This is a genomic window from Mesorhizobium sp. L-2-11, from assembly GCF_016756595.1.
GTDB lineage: Bacteria > Pseudomonadota > Alphaproteobacteria > Rhizobiales > Rhizobiaceae > Mesorhizobium.
In genome coordinates this window covers 2084380-2098254 of sequence record NZ_AP023257.1, presented here as the reverse complement: position 1 = coordinate 2098254, position 13875 = coordinate 2084380, and the positions used below count along the sequence as shown (strand labels likewise).

The 13875-nt window shown below is 63.1% G+C and carries 15 protein-coding genes and 1 pseudogene; 11 read left to right on the top strand and 5 right to left on the bottom strand.

All coding sequences use genetic code 11. The features are described from left to right. Positions 1–53 precede the first annotated feature (53 nt). Positions 54–440, top strand: a complete 387-nt coding sequence (locus JG739_RS10050; protein WP_202366324.1) for a hypothetical protein — start codon at positions 54–56, stop codon at positions 438–440. Positions 441–508: 68 nt separating this feature from the next. On the opposite strand, the pseudogene JG739_RS35265 reads toward JG739_RS10050, so the two are convergent. From JG739_RS35265 to JG739_RS10030, 4 genes and pseudogenes are all read right to left on the bottom strand, one after another. Continuing rightward, positions 509–879: pseudogene (locus JG739_RS35265) on the bottom strand (YybH family protein). Next, positions 857–1171 (bottom strand): tRNA-binding protein, encoded by a 315-nt coding sequence (locus tag JG739_RS10040; RefSeq protein ID WP_202366322.1) that lies wholly within the window; start codon positions 1169–1171, stop codon positions 857–859. The pseudogene JG739_RS35265 and the gene JG739_RS10040 overlap by 23 nt, the downstream one beginning before the upstream one ends. 18 nt (positions 1172–1189) lie before the next feature. After that, positions 1190–1690, bottom strand: coding sequence for a YbjN domain-containing protein (locus tag JG739_RS10035; RefSeq protein WP_006202532.1), 501 nt, complete (start codon positions 1688–1690; stop codon positions 1190–1192). Between the two features lie 311 nt (positions 1691–2001). After that, a complete protein-coding gene (locus JG739_RS10030) occupies positions 2002–2304 on the bottom strand; it encodes an accessory factor UbiK family protein (protein WP_202366321.1) in 303 nt (100 codons plus the stop codon). A 174-nt stretch (positions 2305–2478) separates the two neighbouring features. Here JG739_RS10030 and lgt point away from each other — a divergent pair, with 174 nt between their 5' ends. From lgt to JG739_RS10000, 6 genes are all read left to right on the top strand, one after another. Next, a complete protein-coding gene (gene lgt / locus JG739_RS10025; protein WP_202366320.1) occupies positions 2479–3333 on the top strand; it encodes a prolipoprotein diacylglyceryl transferase in 855 nt (284 codons plus the stop codon). Then, entirely contained in the window at positions 3330–4418 is a 1089-nt protein-coding gene (locus JG739_RS10020; RefSeq protein ID WP_202366319.1) for a class I SAM-dependent methyltransferase, read from the top strand. The genes lgt and JG739_RS10020 overlap by 4 nt, the downstream gene beginning before the upstream one ends. A gap of 114 nt (positions 4419–4532) precedes the next feature. Then, positions 4533–5327, top strand: a complete 795-nt coding sequence (gene pgeF, locus JG739_RS10015; RefSeq protein ID WP_202366318.1) for a peptidoglycan editing factor PgeF — start codon at positions 4533–4535, stop codon at positions 5325–5327. Next, entirely contained in the window at positions 5327–6478 is a 1152-nt protein-coding gene (locus JG739_RS10010) for a M24 family metallopeptidase (protein ID WP_202366317.1), read from the top strand. The genes pgeF and JG739_RS10010 overlap by 1 nt, the downstream gene beginning before the upstream one ends. A gap of 54 nt (positions 6479–6532) precedes the next feature. Beyond that, entirely contained in the window at positions 6533–7174 is a 642-nt protein-coding gene (locus tag JG739_RS10005) for a hypothetical protein (protein ID WP_202366316.1), read from the top strand. A gap of 166 nt (positions 7175–7340) precedes the next feature. Next, complete coding sequence (locus JG739_RS10000; RefSeq protein ID WP_023799890.1) at positions 7341–8276, top strand: ribose-phosphate pyrophosphokinase; 936 nt, start codon at positions 7341–7343, stop codon at positions 8274–8276. A gap of 103 nt (positions 8277–8379) precedes the next feature. Here JG739_RS10000 and JG739_RS09995 read toward each other — a convergent pair whose 3' ends face one another. Then, positions 8380–9258, bottom strand: a complete 879-nt coding sequence (locus JG739_RS09995) for an AraC family transcriptional regulator (protein ID WP_202366315.1) — start codon at positions 9256–9258, stop codon at positions 8380–8382. Positions 9259–9389: 131 nt separating this feature from the next. On the opposite strand from JG739_RS09995, the gene JG739_RS09990 reads away from it, so the two are divergent. From JG739_RS09990 to ychF, 4 genes are all read left to right on the top strand, one after another. After that, positions 9390–10622 (top strand): MFS transporter, encoded by a 1233-nt coding sequence (locus tag JG739_RS09990; RefSeq protein ID WP_274609430.1) that lies wholly within the window; start codon positions 9390–9392, stop codon positions 10620–10622. A gap of 601 nt (positions 10623–11223) precedes the next feature. After that, positions 11224–11865: a 50S ribosomal protein L25/general stress protein Ctc gene (locus JG739_RS09985; RefSeq protein ID WP_202366313.1), complete on the top strand. Its 642-nt coding sequence runs from the start codon at positions 11224–11226 to the stop codon at positions 11863–11865. A gap of 22 nt (positions 11866–11887) precedes the next feature. Continuing rightward, complete coding sequence (pth, locus tag JG739_RS09980) at positions 11888–12613, top strand: aminoacyl-tRNA hydrolase (RefSeq protein ID WP_202366312.1); 726 nt, start codon at positions 11888–11890, stop codon at positions 12611–12613. A 98-nt stretch (positions 12614–12711) separates the two neighbouring features. Continuing rightward, positions 12712–13815, top strand: a complete 1104-nt coding sequence (ychF, locus tag JG739_RS09975; RefSeq protein WP_202366311.1) for a redox-regulated ATPase YchF — start codon at positions 12712–12714, stop codon at positions 13813–13815. The last annotated feature ends 60 nt before the right edge of the window (positions 13816–13875 follow it).

Here is a 13875-nt window from a genome sequence, read left to right as displayed (position 1 = left end):
TGGGCGTGCAGCTGGGCGCGGTCCCACAGCCAGCACAGTGCCAGGAGTTCGCCATGTCCAGGGTCAACCGCCGCACCTTGATCCTCAATTCCGCAAGCGCCGTGATCACTTCAACCGTTGTCGGAACGGCCATCGCCAGGGAACCGCAGCGACGGAACCAGGTACCATCGCGCGAACTGCGGGCATTGATCGAAGCGCATAGGGCAACGTACGCGGCGTTCGGCAGGGCCGTCCACGAAAGGGGCAGTAGCGGCCGCGACTGTGCCAGGGCTAGCCGGGCTGAAGAAAAAGCGCTGGTGGCTGTCTGCTCCTATCCCGCTGTCAGCGAAGCCGATCGGCGGGCCAAGGCAAAGTATCTACTGAAGGTCGAAGCGCGCGGCGAGCTCGACCTCAAAGAGCACATGCAGGCCGTTCTGCGCTCGACGATGTGGCAGGCATAGAGGGTAGGCATAGCCGGGGCAGCGACCCGGTAGAGGACCCTCCCTTTGGAAGCAGAGAACGCCGTTGATCAGTTGAAGGTGTGCAGCCGGAGTTTCAGGCTGCTCCCACGGCTGATCCGCACCCTTGGCGTCTTTACCCTTGGCCGACCATTTCGCCGTGCCAAACAGCAGGTTGCCGTCACCTTCTGCTTCGATCAGTTCGAGCTTGTGGCCTGTCACTCCCATGCTGAAGAGGCCGCCAAAGAATTTCTCGACCCCGTCCGGGCGCCTTGATGATGTCATGGGTGGCGGGCAGGAAGATCGCGTCGTCAGTGTAGAACGCCGCAACCGCCTTCGCGTCTGCTTTGTTGAACGCAGCGTCCCAGGCCAGGTAAGCGGCGTCGGCTTCGCGCCCGCTCCGCCCGTGGATGACGAAGCTAGAACAGTCGGCCGCCGTCAGGCACCCTGCGTTCGATCGCACCGAGGACGACCGCCCCCTCTTCGTCGGGAAAGCCAAGCGTCAGCACTTCCGACATGAAGGGGCCGATCAGCGTCTCGGGCGTATAATATTTGGTGATCTGCGCCGACGATTTCTTCACCCCGATGCCAGCGCCGAAATCGATCTTCAGCTTGATCGACGGCTTGCGCGCCTCCGGAAACGGCTCGGCCTCGATGATCGTGCCGGCGCGAATGTCGACACGGTCGAAATCGGCGAAGCTGATCTCGGGCTTGCGCTGGCTGCTCGAACTCATCGAGGTTCAGGTCCTGGCTCAGGCGTTTCCGTAGGTCTCGAACAGGACGCCGGCCAGCGCATCCTTGGCCGAGGTTCCCGACCAGACGACGAACTGGAACGCCTGGAAATAGCATTCGCAGGCTTCCAGCGCCGACGACAACAGCACCTCGACCTGCTGGCTCGACGGCTCGACCCCGCCGGCGAGCAGCAGCGACTGGCGGAACATGATCGCGCCCTCCTGCTCCCAGAGGTCGAAATGGCCGAACAACATCTGCTCGTTGATCAGCGAAAGCAGCCGCATCACTTCGAGCGCGCGCGCCTCCGGCACCTTGATGTCGAAAGCGCAGGCCAGATGCAGCGCCTCGAAATCCTCCATCCAGGAAAATGAGACGTGGTAGTCGGTCCAGCTTCCGGCAACCGAAATCGAAATCTCGTCGTCGCCGGCCCGTTCGAATGACCAGTCGTTGTTGTGCGCCACCTGCTCGATAACATCCACCGGATGGATTTCGCGCGAGAATTCGAGTTCGAGAAGTTCCATGAATGCTTCCTGTCGTTCCTTCGCCTCGGCCAGGCGGGGGCACGCACAACGAACAATTTTGTCTAGAACTCGGACGGCCGGGACTTCGTCAACGCAAAGACCCCAGACCGGACCCACCGCCCGGCCGCATGACCCTGCTCCGAATCATGCAACAAATTCAGTCTATTGATCGGGAGTCGCGTGACCAGCCCAATTTTTCGCACTGCGTCATTCGCATGTGGAAAGCCGCTGTCACAAAGATTCACGCAATGCCGGTAAGCGATTCACGACAAAGCGCTTTTTGCGATTGTGCTTTGTGGAAAAGTTTAACGTTATTTTTTTGACCTGGGCTTTGCCGCAGCCGCAGGCGCGGGCTGTCCGGTCAATTCGGCGAGCTTTGCCTCAAGCGTCTCGATGCGCGCAGCCAGACGGGTGTTTTCTTCCCTGGCCTTCGCCGCCATGTCGCGGGCGGCCTCGAACTCTTCGCGCTGCACCAGGTCCATCGAATTGAGAATGCGCTCGGCCTGCCCTTTGAAGGCGGTTTCCACTTCGCGGCGCACGCCTTGCGCGGCACCCGCAGCGTCGGTCATCAGCTTGGCGAATTCATCGAGAATGCGGTTCGGTCCAGTCGACATGGCAAATCCTCGCTTGCTCAATTTGACGTAGTGGCGCGCGGCGCGGAATGCAAGAACGTTTGGACCTTGATGCCATCCTGTTCCCTGGGAGTGATAGCATCCAGGTCGCCTTGACCCCGTCAAAACCCTGCCGCATGGTCCGCGCCCGAACGTGATCGCAACCGGGAGATCCTGTTGAGCGAGTATCTTATGCTGCCGTTGGCCGCCCTGCCTTTCCCCAATATCGACCCGGTCATCGTCCAGATCGGGCCACTGGCGGTGCATTGGTATGGCGTCGGCTACATCGTCGGCATTCTCTTCGCCTGGTGGTATGCCAAGCGGCTCGTCACCAATGCCAAGCTCTGGCCCGACGGCACCGTGCCGATGAAGGCCGAGGATCTCGACGATTTCATCGTCTGGGCGGCCATCGGCGTGGTGCTTGGCGGCCGCACCGGCTACGTGCTGTTTTACGACCTGCCGCGCTACATCGCTCAACCGTTCGATATCCTTGCCGTCTGGCAGGGCGGCATGTCCTTCCATGGCGGGCTGCTCGGCGTCATCCTCGCCATGACGCTGTTTTCCTGGTCGCGCGGCATCCGCACATGGTCGCTGTTCGACGTGGTGGCGGCCGGCGTGCCGGTCGGCCTTGGCCTCGTCCGCGTGGCGAATTTCATCAACTCCGAACTCTGGGGCAGGCCGACCGACGTGCCATGGGCGGTCGAATTCCCCAATGGCGGGCCATTTGCGCGCCATCCGAGCCAGCTCTACGAGGCGCTGCTCGAAGGCCTGGTGCTGTTCCTGGTCCTGCGCTTCCTCACCCATTCCCGGCTCAAGCTAAAAACGCCGCGCTTCGTCGGCGGCGCCTTCATCGCCGGCTACGGCCTGTCGCGCATCCTTGTCGAATTCTTCCGCGAGCCCGACCAGCAGCTCGGCTACCTCCTCGGCACCGGCTGGCTGACGATGGGCATGGTGCTGTCGCTGCCGATGCTGCTGGCCGGCATCTGGGCGATGGCGACCGCGAAGCCGGTTACGCAGCCACAGCCGGTATGACACGGCTGAAAACCCGCATTGTCGAGCTGATCGCTGCGGCGGGGCCGATCCCCGTCAACCACTACATGGCGCTTTGCCTGTTCGATCCGCTGGACGGCTACTATACGACGCGCGAGCCGTTCGGGGCTGCCGGCGACTTCGTCACCGCGCCGGAGATCAGCCAGATGTTCGGCGAGCTGATCGCCGTCTGGCTCTACGAGGCCTGGCTGGCCACCGGCCGGCCGATGCCGGCCACCATCGCCGAGATCGGTCCCGGCCGCGGCACGCTGATGAAGGACATGCTGCGCACGCTTGCGCGGCTCGATCCGGCACTGACCGCCGGCGCATCGTTCGCCATGATTGAAACCAGCCCGCGGCTTGCAGACGTCCAGAAGCAAACGCTTGCCGCCACGCCTGCCACGATCGGCTGGCACGAAAGCATCGACACCTTGCCGCAGACCCCGCTTTTCATCGTCGGCAACGAAGTGTTCGACGCAGTGCCGATCCGCCAGTTCGTCCGCACCGGTACAGGCTGGCGCGAACGGATGATCGGCCTCGATGGCGCTGACGAATTGCACTTCTTCGTCGGCGCCGGCTCGGTCGATCCGACGCTGTTGCCGGACGATGCCGAAAACGCGCCACAGGGCGCGATTGTCGAGGTCGCGCCGGCCCGAGCCGCGCTGATGGCGAGCATCGCCGAGCGATTGGCCGGGCTCGGCGGCGCCGGTCTGTTTCTCGACTATGGCTATCTCCAGCCAGGGGTCGGCGACACGTTGCAGGCCTTGCGCAGGCACGATCACGAAGATGTGCTGGCCAATCCGGGCGAGGCCGATCTCACCGCCCATGTCGATTTCGCCGCGCTTGCCGCGATTGTGCGGGCGCATGGCCTTGATGCCCATCTCTCCACGCAAGGCGAATTCCTGGTGGAAATGGGGCTTCTCGAACGGGCTGGTCAGCTCGGCGCCAATGCCAATGAGGCGGCTCGCGAAAGGATTGCAGGCGAGGTCGAACGCCTCGCCGGTCCGCAAGCCATGGGCGACCTGTTCAAGGTGCTTGCCGTCCTGCCCGCCGGCGTCGCCGTTCCGCCTTTTGCAACGGCGGATTGACTTTTCGCTGCCGCCTCTCCCACTCTCCCGCCTTCCGACCGTCGCCATCTTTGGACTGTCGCCATCTTTCGACTGTCGCTTGACGAAATCGCTCTCACGGACAACAACGCAGCCATGCTGAATCAGACCAAACCGGATCCCGTTCGGTCGCCCTTGCTGGAGAAAGCGCGGGCGCAAGGCATTCGCCACGGCTATTTCACCCGCGTCGGCGGCGTCTCCAGCGGCATCTATCAGGGCCTCAACATCGGCACCGGCTCGAGCGACGACCAGACGCAGGTCGCCGAGAACCGCCGCCGCGTCGCCGACTGGATGGGCGTGCCGGCAAGCCATCTGTTGACCGCGCACCAGATCCATTCCCCCGACGTCGTCATCGCCAGGCAGCCCTTTTCCGGCGAGCGGCCCAAGGCCGATGCCGTCGTCACCGACCGGCCGGGCATCGCCGTTGGCGCCTCGACCGCCGATTGCGGACCGGTGCTGTTCACCGATGCGGAGGCGCGAATCGTCGGCGCAGCCCATGCCGGCTGGAAGGGCGCCTTGTCAGGCGTGCTGGAAAACACCATTGCGGCGATGGAAAGCCTCGGCGCCCGGCGCGAGCGCATCGTTGCGGTTCTCGGCCCTTCCATCGGCCCGGAAAACTATGAGGTCGGCCCGGAATTCGTCGCCCGCTTCGTCGAGGCCGACGCCGGCAACATCAGCTATTTCGCGCCCTCCGCGAACCCGGGACATGCAATGTTCGACCTCAACCGCTATACGGTCGATCGGCTGAGCCGGGCCGGCATCACCGCCGATGGGCTCGGCCGCTGCACCTACGCCGAGGAGGATCTGTTTTATTCCTACCGGCGCAGCACCCATCGCAAGGAGCCGGATTACGGGCGGCAGATTTCGGCAATCGTTTTGGAGACAGAATAATGGCGCTGCATTTCGAACGGTCGGAGTTTGACGCGCGGCGCGATCGGCTGATGATCGAGATCGCCGAGAAGAAGCTCGATGCCGTCCTTTTGTTTGCGCAGGAGAGCATGTACTGGCTGACAGGCTACGATACGTTCGGCTTCTGCTTCTTCCAGTGCCTGGTGGTGAAGGCAGACGGCTCGATGATCCTGCTCACGCGCTCGGCCGATCTGCGCCAGGCGCGCCACACCTCGATCATCGACAACATCGTGCTGTGGACCGATCGCGACGGCGCCAATCCGGCGATCGACCTGCGCAATTTGCTCAACGACCTCGACCTGCTCGGCGCCCGCATCGGCGTCGAATACGACACCCACGGCCTGACCGCCTACAATGGCCGGCGCCTGGACGAGCAATTGCAGACCTTCGGCCAGATCGCCGACGCGTCCGGCATCGTCAGCCGGCTGCGCCTGTTCAAGAGCCCGGCCGAAATCGCCAAGGTGGAAAAGGCCGCAAATCTCGCCGACGACGCTCTGGACGCGGCCCTGCCGCTGATCAAGCAGAGTGGCGACGAAGCCTTGATCCTTGCCGCCATGCAGGGCGCGATCTTTGCCGGCGGCGGCGACTATCCGGCCAACGAGTTCATCATCGGCTCTGGCGTGGACGCATTGCTTTGCCGTTACAAGACCGGCCGCCGCAAACTGAGCAAGAACGACCAGCTGACGCTCGAATGGGCCGGCGTCTTCCACCATTACCATGCGGCGATGATGCGCACCGTGCTGACCGGCAAGGTGTCGAAACGTCATCAGGAACTGTTCGAAGCTGCGCGCGCTGCACTTCTGGCGGTCGAAAAGGCGATGACACCCGGCAATACCTTCGGCGACGTGTTCGACGCGCATGCCCGTACGCTCGAAGCGCACAATTTGACCAAGCACCGGCTCAACGCCTGCGGCTATTCGCTCGGCGCCCGCTTCACCCCATCATGGATGGACATGCCGATGTTCTATCAGGGCAATCCCGAATCGATCGCGCCAAACATGACGCTGTTCGCCCACATGATCATCATGGACTCGGAAACCGAGACGGCAATGACACTTGGCCGCACCTATCTGACGACTGAATCGCAGCCGAAGCCGCTGTCCCGCCATGATCTCGACTTGATTGTGCAATGAATCCATAATGGTAAGAATGCAAGGGGCGTTCATCGCCAAGGAGTTTTGAGGCAAATGAGGCGATCGCATGCGACGACCGTGTCATTGCTCGCGGCGCTGACGCTGGCCGCCTGCACCAACGCGAAGGACGTTCTCGAACCCTCGGCCATCGCCCCGCAGTCGACGCAGACCGTGCCAACACCGGGAAGCGGCACGGCTGCAACGCCCACCGCACCTCCAACCACCGCCCAGCCTTCCGCCACGGCACAGCCTTCCGCGACAACACAGCCTTCCGCCCCTGCGCAGCCCGCAACCGAGCTGCCGGCAAAGAGCGCCGCCGTCATCGCACGCACCCGTCTGCAGGTGGCGCCGATCGTCGGCGCCTCGGTGGAAGCCGCGACACCATTGACCGCGCAGCTTCAGACGCGAGCCAAGCAGCGCGGCATCACCTTGGCGGGAAGTGCCGGCCAGACCCCGACGCACGTGCTGAAAGGCTATTTCTCGACGATGTCGGAAGGCAAGGATACCACCGTCATCTATGTCTGGGACGTCTATGACCCGGCAGGCAACCGGCTGCATCGCATCAATGGCCAGCAGAAGGCGCCCTCGGTCAACAATGGCGAAGGCTGGTCTGCGGTCGCGCCGGAGACCATGCAGGCGATCGCCGACCAGACGATCGACCAGTTTGCCACATGGCTTGGCGGTCAAGCGGGGTGACCGGCCGGCTGACATGTTGCCGGCTTTCCTCGCCGTTCATGTTTGTTGAGATTAGCCGGCGGATTCCGATCACGACGCTTGCAATACCGGCACGGGCCGCTAAAAGCCCCGACTAAGGGGCTCAAGAGAGTCTGCCAGAGTCTCCATCCTTCACCAGGAACGGTGCATGAAGCTTTTCGCGGGCAATTCCAACAGGGTGCTGGCCGAAGCGGTCGCCCGCTATCTCAACATCCCGCTGGGTAAAGCCAGCGTCAGGCGCTTCGCCGATCAGGAAATCTTCGTCGAAATACAGGAGAATGTGCGTGGCGAGGATGTCTTCATCCTGCAGTCCACCTCGTTCCCGACCAACGATCACCTGATGGAACTGCTCATCATGATCGATGCCTTCATGCGCTCGTCGGCCAAGCGCATCACCGCGGTCATTCCCTATTTCGGCTATGCAAGGCAAGACCGCCGCGCCTCAGGCCGCACGCCGATCTCGGCCAAGCTGGTCGCCAACATGATCACGCGCGCTGGCGTCGATCGTGTCTTGACGCTGGATCTCCACGCCGGCCAGATCCAGGGCTTTTTCGACATCCCGACCGACAATCTCTTTTCGGTGCCGGTCATGGCCCGTGACGTGAAGGCGAAATACAAGCGGCTGGCCAATGTCATGGTCGTGTCGCCGGATGTTGGCGGCGTGGTCCGCGCCCGCGCCCTCGCCAAGCGCATCGATGCCCAGCTTGCCATCGTCGACAAGCGTCGCGAGCGCCCCGGCGAATCGGAAGTCATGAACGTCATCGGCGACGTGCGCGGCAAGGATTGCCTGCTGATCGACGATATCATCGATTCGGGCGGCACCTTGTGCAATGCGGCCGATGCGCTGCTTGCCGCCGGCGCCACCAGCGTCACCGCCTACACCACCCATGGCGTTCTGTCCGGCGGCGCCATCGCCCGCATCGGCGCCTCAAAACTGCAGGAACTGGTCATCACCGATTCCATCCAGCCGACCCAGGCGGTGCTCGACGCCAGCAACATCCGCGTCGTCTCGATCGCCGACCTGATGGGCGAGGCGATCTCGCGCACGGCGACCGAAGAATCGGTGTCGAGCCTGTTCGACTGAAATCCCGCCCCGCCACAGCGCCGCGCGTTCAGCGGGCGCGCAAAGGACGCTGTAGCACTTTGATTTTGCGCATGATTCCGAACCGAAGGTTCGGGGTCATGCGCTACCCGTTCGATAGCCTGATGTTGTCCCTTGAGCCGCGCATATAGGCGCGCGGCGATGCCCCCAGCATGCGCTTGAACATGGTGATAAAGGCCGGCACGCTGTCATAGCCGAGATCGAGCGCCACCCTTGTGATCGGCTCGCCGTCGGCCAGCCGCGGCAAGGCGGCGAACAGGCAGGCCTGCTGGCGCCATGTCGACAACGACAATCCGGTCTGGCGATGAAAGGCGCGGGTGAAGGAACGCCGGCTCATGCCGACGATATCGGCCCATTCGTCGATCGTGGCGTGCGGCGAGGGTGCTGCGACGAAGCGCCGGCACAGTGCCGCAAGCCTTGGATCCCAGGGAAAAGGCAGGCCGAGCGGCCGTTCCGGCAGGTTCGGGATTTCATGCAGCAGCAGGCTCATGATCAGCCCGCCGCGCCCCTCAAGCTCGGCGCCTTGCGGCAGCTTTTCCGATTCCACGATCAGGCTGTGCATCAGATCGGTGATGCCGACGACGCGCAAGCCATCGGGCAGCCCGGCAATGGCGTCCGGCATCACATAGACCGAGCGCATGCTGACATCGCCAAGCATCTCGACGGAATGTTCGGTGCCGGCAGGAATCCACATCGCATGATCGGGAGGCACCATCCAGCGCCCATGCCGCGTCGTCACCAGCACGACGCCGATAAGCGCGTGCAGCAATTGACTGCGGCTGTGACGGTGCCGCGGCACATGGTAACCGTCGGGATATTCGGTCGGCAGGGCCACCGCCGGCCCGACGGCCTGCTCCAGCCATTGCCAGCGGCGCAACAGCCCGAGATCGGTGAACTGCCCCAGATCGGTAGATTGGCCGAGATCGGTGTCGCCCGCTTTGAAGATTTTGGTGCCATGCGGCATTGGCTAATGGCCCACTCGCGAAACTATTGGACCAAACCACGAAAGAAGTCGCCCGGCAAGTAACTTATAAGGCAGCGGGGCCACAAGGGCCGCCTGCGGGAGCGTCCGCCAAAAAGACCATGGAGCCAGTCTTGACCGATACGACAGCCACCACCGCCGCCACGCCGGCGACGGCCAGCCACACTTCGGCGCAAGCGACGGCCTTCACCGTCATCCTTGCGGTGAGCTTCTGCCATTGTGTCAACGACATCATGCAGTCGCTGCTGTCGGCCATCTATCCGCTGCTGAAGGACAATTACCGTCTCGATTTCTGGCAGATCGGTCTTTTGACCTTCACCTTCCAGGTGACGGCGTCATTGCTGCAGCCGCTGATCGGCATGGTCACCGACAAGCGGCCGATGCCCTATTCGCTGCCCTATGGCATGGCGTCCTCGCTGATCGGCCTGATCGTGCTGGCCTATGCCGGACATTATTGGCTGCTGCTGATCGGCGCGTCGCTGATCGGCATCGGCTCAGCGATCTTCCACCCGGAATCCTCGCGCATCGCCCGCTTCGCCTCGGGCGGCAGGTTCGGCCTGGCGCAATCGCTGTTCCAGGTCGGCGGCAATCTCGGCCAGGCCGTCGGGCCGCTGCTGGCCGCCTTCATCGTCGTGCCGTTCGGCCAGACCAGCATTGCGTGGTTCGCAGCCGGCTCGCTGATCGGCATCATCGTGCTGTGGCGGGTCGGCGGCTGGTACAGCCGGCTGCGCGCCTCGCTCGCCAACCGCAAGGCGGCAGGCTTCGTCTCGCCCTTCCCGCGCCGCAAGGTGATGGGCGCGCTGGCGGTGCTGACCTTGCTGGTGCTGACAAAAAACGCCTACGTTGCCAGCCTCGCCAGCTACTACACGTTCTACGCCATCGATAAATTCGGCGTTTCGGTGCAGATGTCGCAGGTCATGCTGTTCCTGTTCCTCGGCGCCTCGGCTTTGGGCATCCTGCTCGGCGGCCCGTTCGGCGACCGCTACGGACAGAAGCCGATGATCTGGTTCTCGATCGTCGGCGTGCTGCCGTTCACGCTGGCCCTGCCCTACGCCAATTTCGAATGGACGATGATCCTGACCGTGCTGATCGGCCTGATCCTGTCCTCGGCCTTCTCGAACATCGTCGTCTTCGCCCAGGAACTGGTGCCCGGCCGCGTCGGCATGATCGCCGGCATCTTCTTCGGCTTCGCCTTCGGCATGGGCGGCATCGCCGCCGCCGTGCTCGGCGTCGTCGCCGATGTCAAAGGCATCGACTTCGTCTTTCAGGTCTGCTCGTATTTGCCGCTGCTCGGGCTGCTGACGGTTTTTTTGCCCAATATGAGGCAAGCCAGGAAGCTCGATTAGCGGTAAGCCCCCACGTCTTCGTCATCCTAGGGCAAGCAAGGAGCGAAGCGACGCGGCGCAGACTCTGGCATCCATGCCGTGACATCAGCCGAAGAATGCAGCGGACCAGAATAAAAGCGCTCCGTAGCGATCCTTCGCGCCCCCCTCTGTCCTGCCGGACATCTCCCCCACAAGGAGGGAGATTGGCCTTCATCACTGATTTCGCCAACCACCAGCGTTGCAAAAAGGACGCTGTCGGCGAAGCTGCCGATCTCCCCCCAAGTGGGGGAGATGTCCGGCAGGACAGAGGGGGGCGCTGTCCCTCGGCATCTAAAGGTTCTGCATCGCACGGCCGACCCGCCTTGACCACCCGCCTTGGCCACCCGCCACGGCTGTCGGCCACGGCTGTCGGCCACGGCTTGCACCCCGCCCCGCCTTCCGCTATAGAGCCGCCACCCGCGTAGACACCCTTGGAGGCAACGCGGCGGAAGGCTGTCCGGCCTCACGTGATCCCAAAATTGATTTTGGAACAGATCATGTAAGGCCATGACGGCTTTCGACGTTTACGGCCCAGGTATCTCGCCGGCCGCGAACGCTCCAGAACAACGCGAAAGGAAATGCCATGAGCGATACTTACGAGCTCAAGGCCGAAGCGCGCGAACAGGTCGGTAAGGGGTCCGCCCGTGCAGTTCGCCGTAACGGTAAAGTGCCTGCAGTAATCTACGGTGACAAGCAGCCTCCCCTGGCAATTGCGCTGACCTACAAGGACATCTACTACAAGATCCATGGCGGCGGGTTCCTCACCACGATCGCCACGATCGATGTCGACGGCAAGAAGATCCAGGTCCTGCCCAAGGACTACCAGCTCGACCCAGTCAGGGATTTCCCGGTCCATGTCGACTTCCTGCGCATCGGCAAGGACACCGAAGTCAATGTCGACGTGCCGGTCCACTTCATCAACGAGGACAAGTCGCCCGGCATCAAGCGCGGCGGCGTTCTCAACATCGTGCGTCATGAAGTCGAGTTCCATTGCCCGGCCAATGCGATCCCGGAATTCATCACCGTCGATCTCACAGGCACCGACATCGGCGATTCGATCCACATCTCGGCGGTCAAGCTGCCGGCCGGCGTCAAGCCGGTGATCTCCGACCGCGACTTCACCATCGCGACCATTGCCGGCTCCTCGGCGATGAAGCCGGAGGCGGCAGAAGAGACGGCCGAAGCGGCGGAACCTGAAGAGGCTCCAGCCGACGAAGAGAAGTAATCCTTTCCGCCCGGAGGTGACGATGCTGCTGTTTGCAGGCCTCGGCAATCCGGGCGCGAAATACGCCAACCACCGGCACAATGTCGGCTTCATGGCGGCGGACGCAATCGCCCGCCGTCATTCCTTTTCGCCCTGGTCGAAAAAATTCCAGGGCCTGATCGCCGAAGGCACGCTTGCCGGCGAGAAAATCCTCCTGATCAAGCCGCAGACCTTCATGAATCTGTCCGGCCAGTCGGTCGGCGAAGCCCTGCGCTTTTACAAGCTCGACGCTTCGGCGCTGTCCGTCTTCTATGACGAGATCGACCTTGCCGCCGGCAAGGTGCGGGTCAAGGTCGGCGGCGGTTCCGGTGGCCACAACGGTATCCGCTCGCTCGAACAGCACGTCGGCAAGGATTTCCGCCGTGTGCGCATTGGCGTCGGCCACCCCGGCGTCAAGGCAATGGTGCATGGCCATGTGCTTGGCGATTTCGCCAAAACCGACCGCGAGTGGCTGGACGTGCTGCTCGATACCATCGCCGAGGCTGCCGGACTGCTTGCCAAGGGCGACGACAATTCCTTCATGAATCGCGTGACGCTGGCCTTGCGCGACAAGCTCGCGCCGACCGGCGACGACGACCGCCCGCCAGCCAAGGCGCCGAAAGCACAAAGCCACGTTCGCCCGGCGCGGCCGCAGCAGCCGGCGGCCAAGCTGCCCGAGACCGGGCCGATGGCCGCCATGCTGAAGAAGCTGTTTGGCGGCAAGGAATGAGCCTGGCCACGGATCGGGGCTGCAGGGCTTGACGTTCGTCACCCGTTTCGCCCATAGCCCTCATCAAATCTCGATTTCCCGATAGGACCGGACAAAAAATGGGTTTCAAATGCGGCATCGTTGGCTTGCCCAACGTCGGCAAGTCGACGCTTTTCAACGCGCTGACCAGGACGGCGGCGGCGCAGGCCGCCAACTATCCGTTCTGCACCATCGAACCGAACACCGGCGAAGTGGCGGTGCCCGACCCGCGCCTGCAAAAGATCGCGGCGATCGGCAAGTCGAAGGAGATCATCCCGACCCGCATCTCCTTCGTCGACATCGCCGGCCTGGTGCGCGGCGCCTCGAAAGGCGAAGGGCTGGGCAACCAGTTCCTGGCCAATATCCGCGAGGTCGACGCCATCGTCCATGTGCTGCGCTGTTTCGAGGATGATGACATCACCCATGTCGAGGGCCGCATCGATCCCGTCGCCGATGCCGAGACCGTCGAGACTGAGCTGATGCTCGCCGATCTCGACAGCCTCGAGCGCCGCATCGTGCAGTTCCGCAAGCGCGCTTCCGGCAAGGACAAGGAGGCGCTGACCGTGCTTCCGATGATGGAAGCCGCTCTTGAACTGCTGCAGGCCGGCAAGCCGGCCCGCATCCTGCTCAAAAATATCTCCGCCGAGGATCTGCGCATCCTGCAGGGGCTGAACCTGCTGACATCGCACCCAGTGCTCTATGTCTGCAACGTCGCCGAGACCGATGCTGCCACCGGCAACGCGCACACCAAAGCGGTCGAGCAGATGGCTGCCGCGCAAGGCGCCCGCACCGTGGTGATTTCCGCGGCGATCGAAGCCGAGGTCGCGCAGCTCAGCGACGAAGAGGAGATGGAATTTTTGGCAACGCTGGGCCTTGAGGAACCTGGCTTGAACAAGGTCATCCGCGCCGGCTACGAGTTGCTGCAGCTCATCACCTATTTCACCGTCGGGCCGAAGGAGACGCGCGCCTGGACCGTGCACAAGGGCGCCAGGGCGCCACAGGCGGCAGGCGTCATCCACACCGATTTCGAGCGCGGCTTCATCCGTGCCCAGACCATCGCCTACAACGACTTCGTCACGCTCGGCGGCGAAGTGGCGGCCAAGGAAGCCGGCAAGGCGCGCGACGAAGGCAAGGAATATGTCGTCCAGGACGGCGATATCATGCTGTTCAAGTTCAACACCTGAGCTGACCTTCTTCCTTCTCCCCTTGTGGGAGAAGGTGGCCGGGCGAAGCTCGGACGGATG

Excerpts from the sequence above, each read along its gene's own strand:
- JG739_RS10050 (WP_202366324.1), top strand. The coding sequence starts at position 54 with ATGTCCAGGGTCAACCGCCGCACCTTGATCCTCAATTCCGCAAGCGCC.
- JG739_RS10040 (WP_202366322.1), bottom strand. The coding sequence starts at position 1,171 with ATGAGTTCGAGCAGCCAGCGCAAGCCCGAGATCAGCTTCGCCGATTTC.
- JG739_RS10035 (WP_006202532.1), bottom strand. The coding sequence starts at position 1,690 with ATGGAACTTCTCGAACTCGAATTCTCGCGCGAAATCCATCCGGTGGAT.
- JG739_RS10030 (WP_202366321.1), bottom strand. The coding sequence starts at position 2,304 with ATGTCGACTGGACCGAACCGCATTCTCGATGAATTCGCCAAGCTGATG.
- JG739_RS10020 (WP_202366319.1), top strand. The coding sequence starts at position 3,330 with ATGACACGGCTGAAAACCCGCATTGTCGAGCTGATCGCTGCGGCGGGG.
- pgeF (WP_202366318.1), top strand. The coding sequence starts at position 4,533 with ATGCTGAATCAGACCAAACCGGATCCCGTTCGGTCGCCCTTGCTGGAG.
- JG739_RS10010 (WP_202366317.1), top strand. The coding sequence starts at position 5,327 with ATGGCGCTGCATTTCGAACGGTCGGAGTTTGACGCGCGGCGCGATCGG.
- JG739_RS10005 (WP_202366316.1), top strand. The coding sequence starts at position 6,533 with ATGAGGCGATCGCATGCGACGACCGTGTCATTGCTCGCGGCGCTGACG.
- JG739_RS10000 (WP_023799890.1), top strand. The coding sequence starts at position 7,341 with ATGAAGCTTTTCGCGGGCAATTCCAACAGGGTGCTGGCCGAAGCGGTC.
- JG739_RS09995 (WP_202366315.1), bottom strand. The coding sequence starts at position 9,258 with ATGCCGCATGGCACCAAAATCTTCAAAGCGGGCGACACCGATCTCGGC.
- JG739_RS09985 (WP_202366313.1), top strand. The coding sequence starts at position 11,224 with ATGAGCGATACTTACGAGCTCAAGGCCGAAGCGCGCGAACAGGTCGGT.
- pth (WP_202366312.1), top strand. The coding sequence starts at position 11,888 with ATGCTGCTGTTTGCAGGCCTCGGCAATCCGGGCGCGAAATACGCCAAC.
- ychF (WP_202366311.1), top strand. The coding sequence starts at position 12,712 with ATGGGTTTCAAATGCGGCATCGTTGGCTTGCCCAACGTCGGCAAGTCG.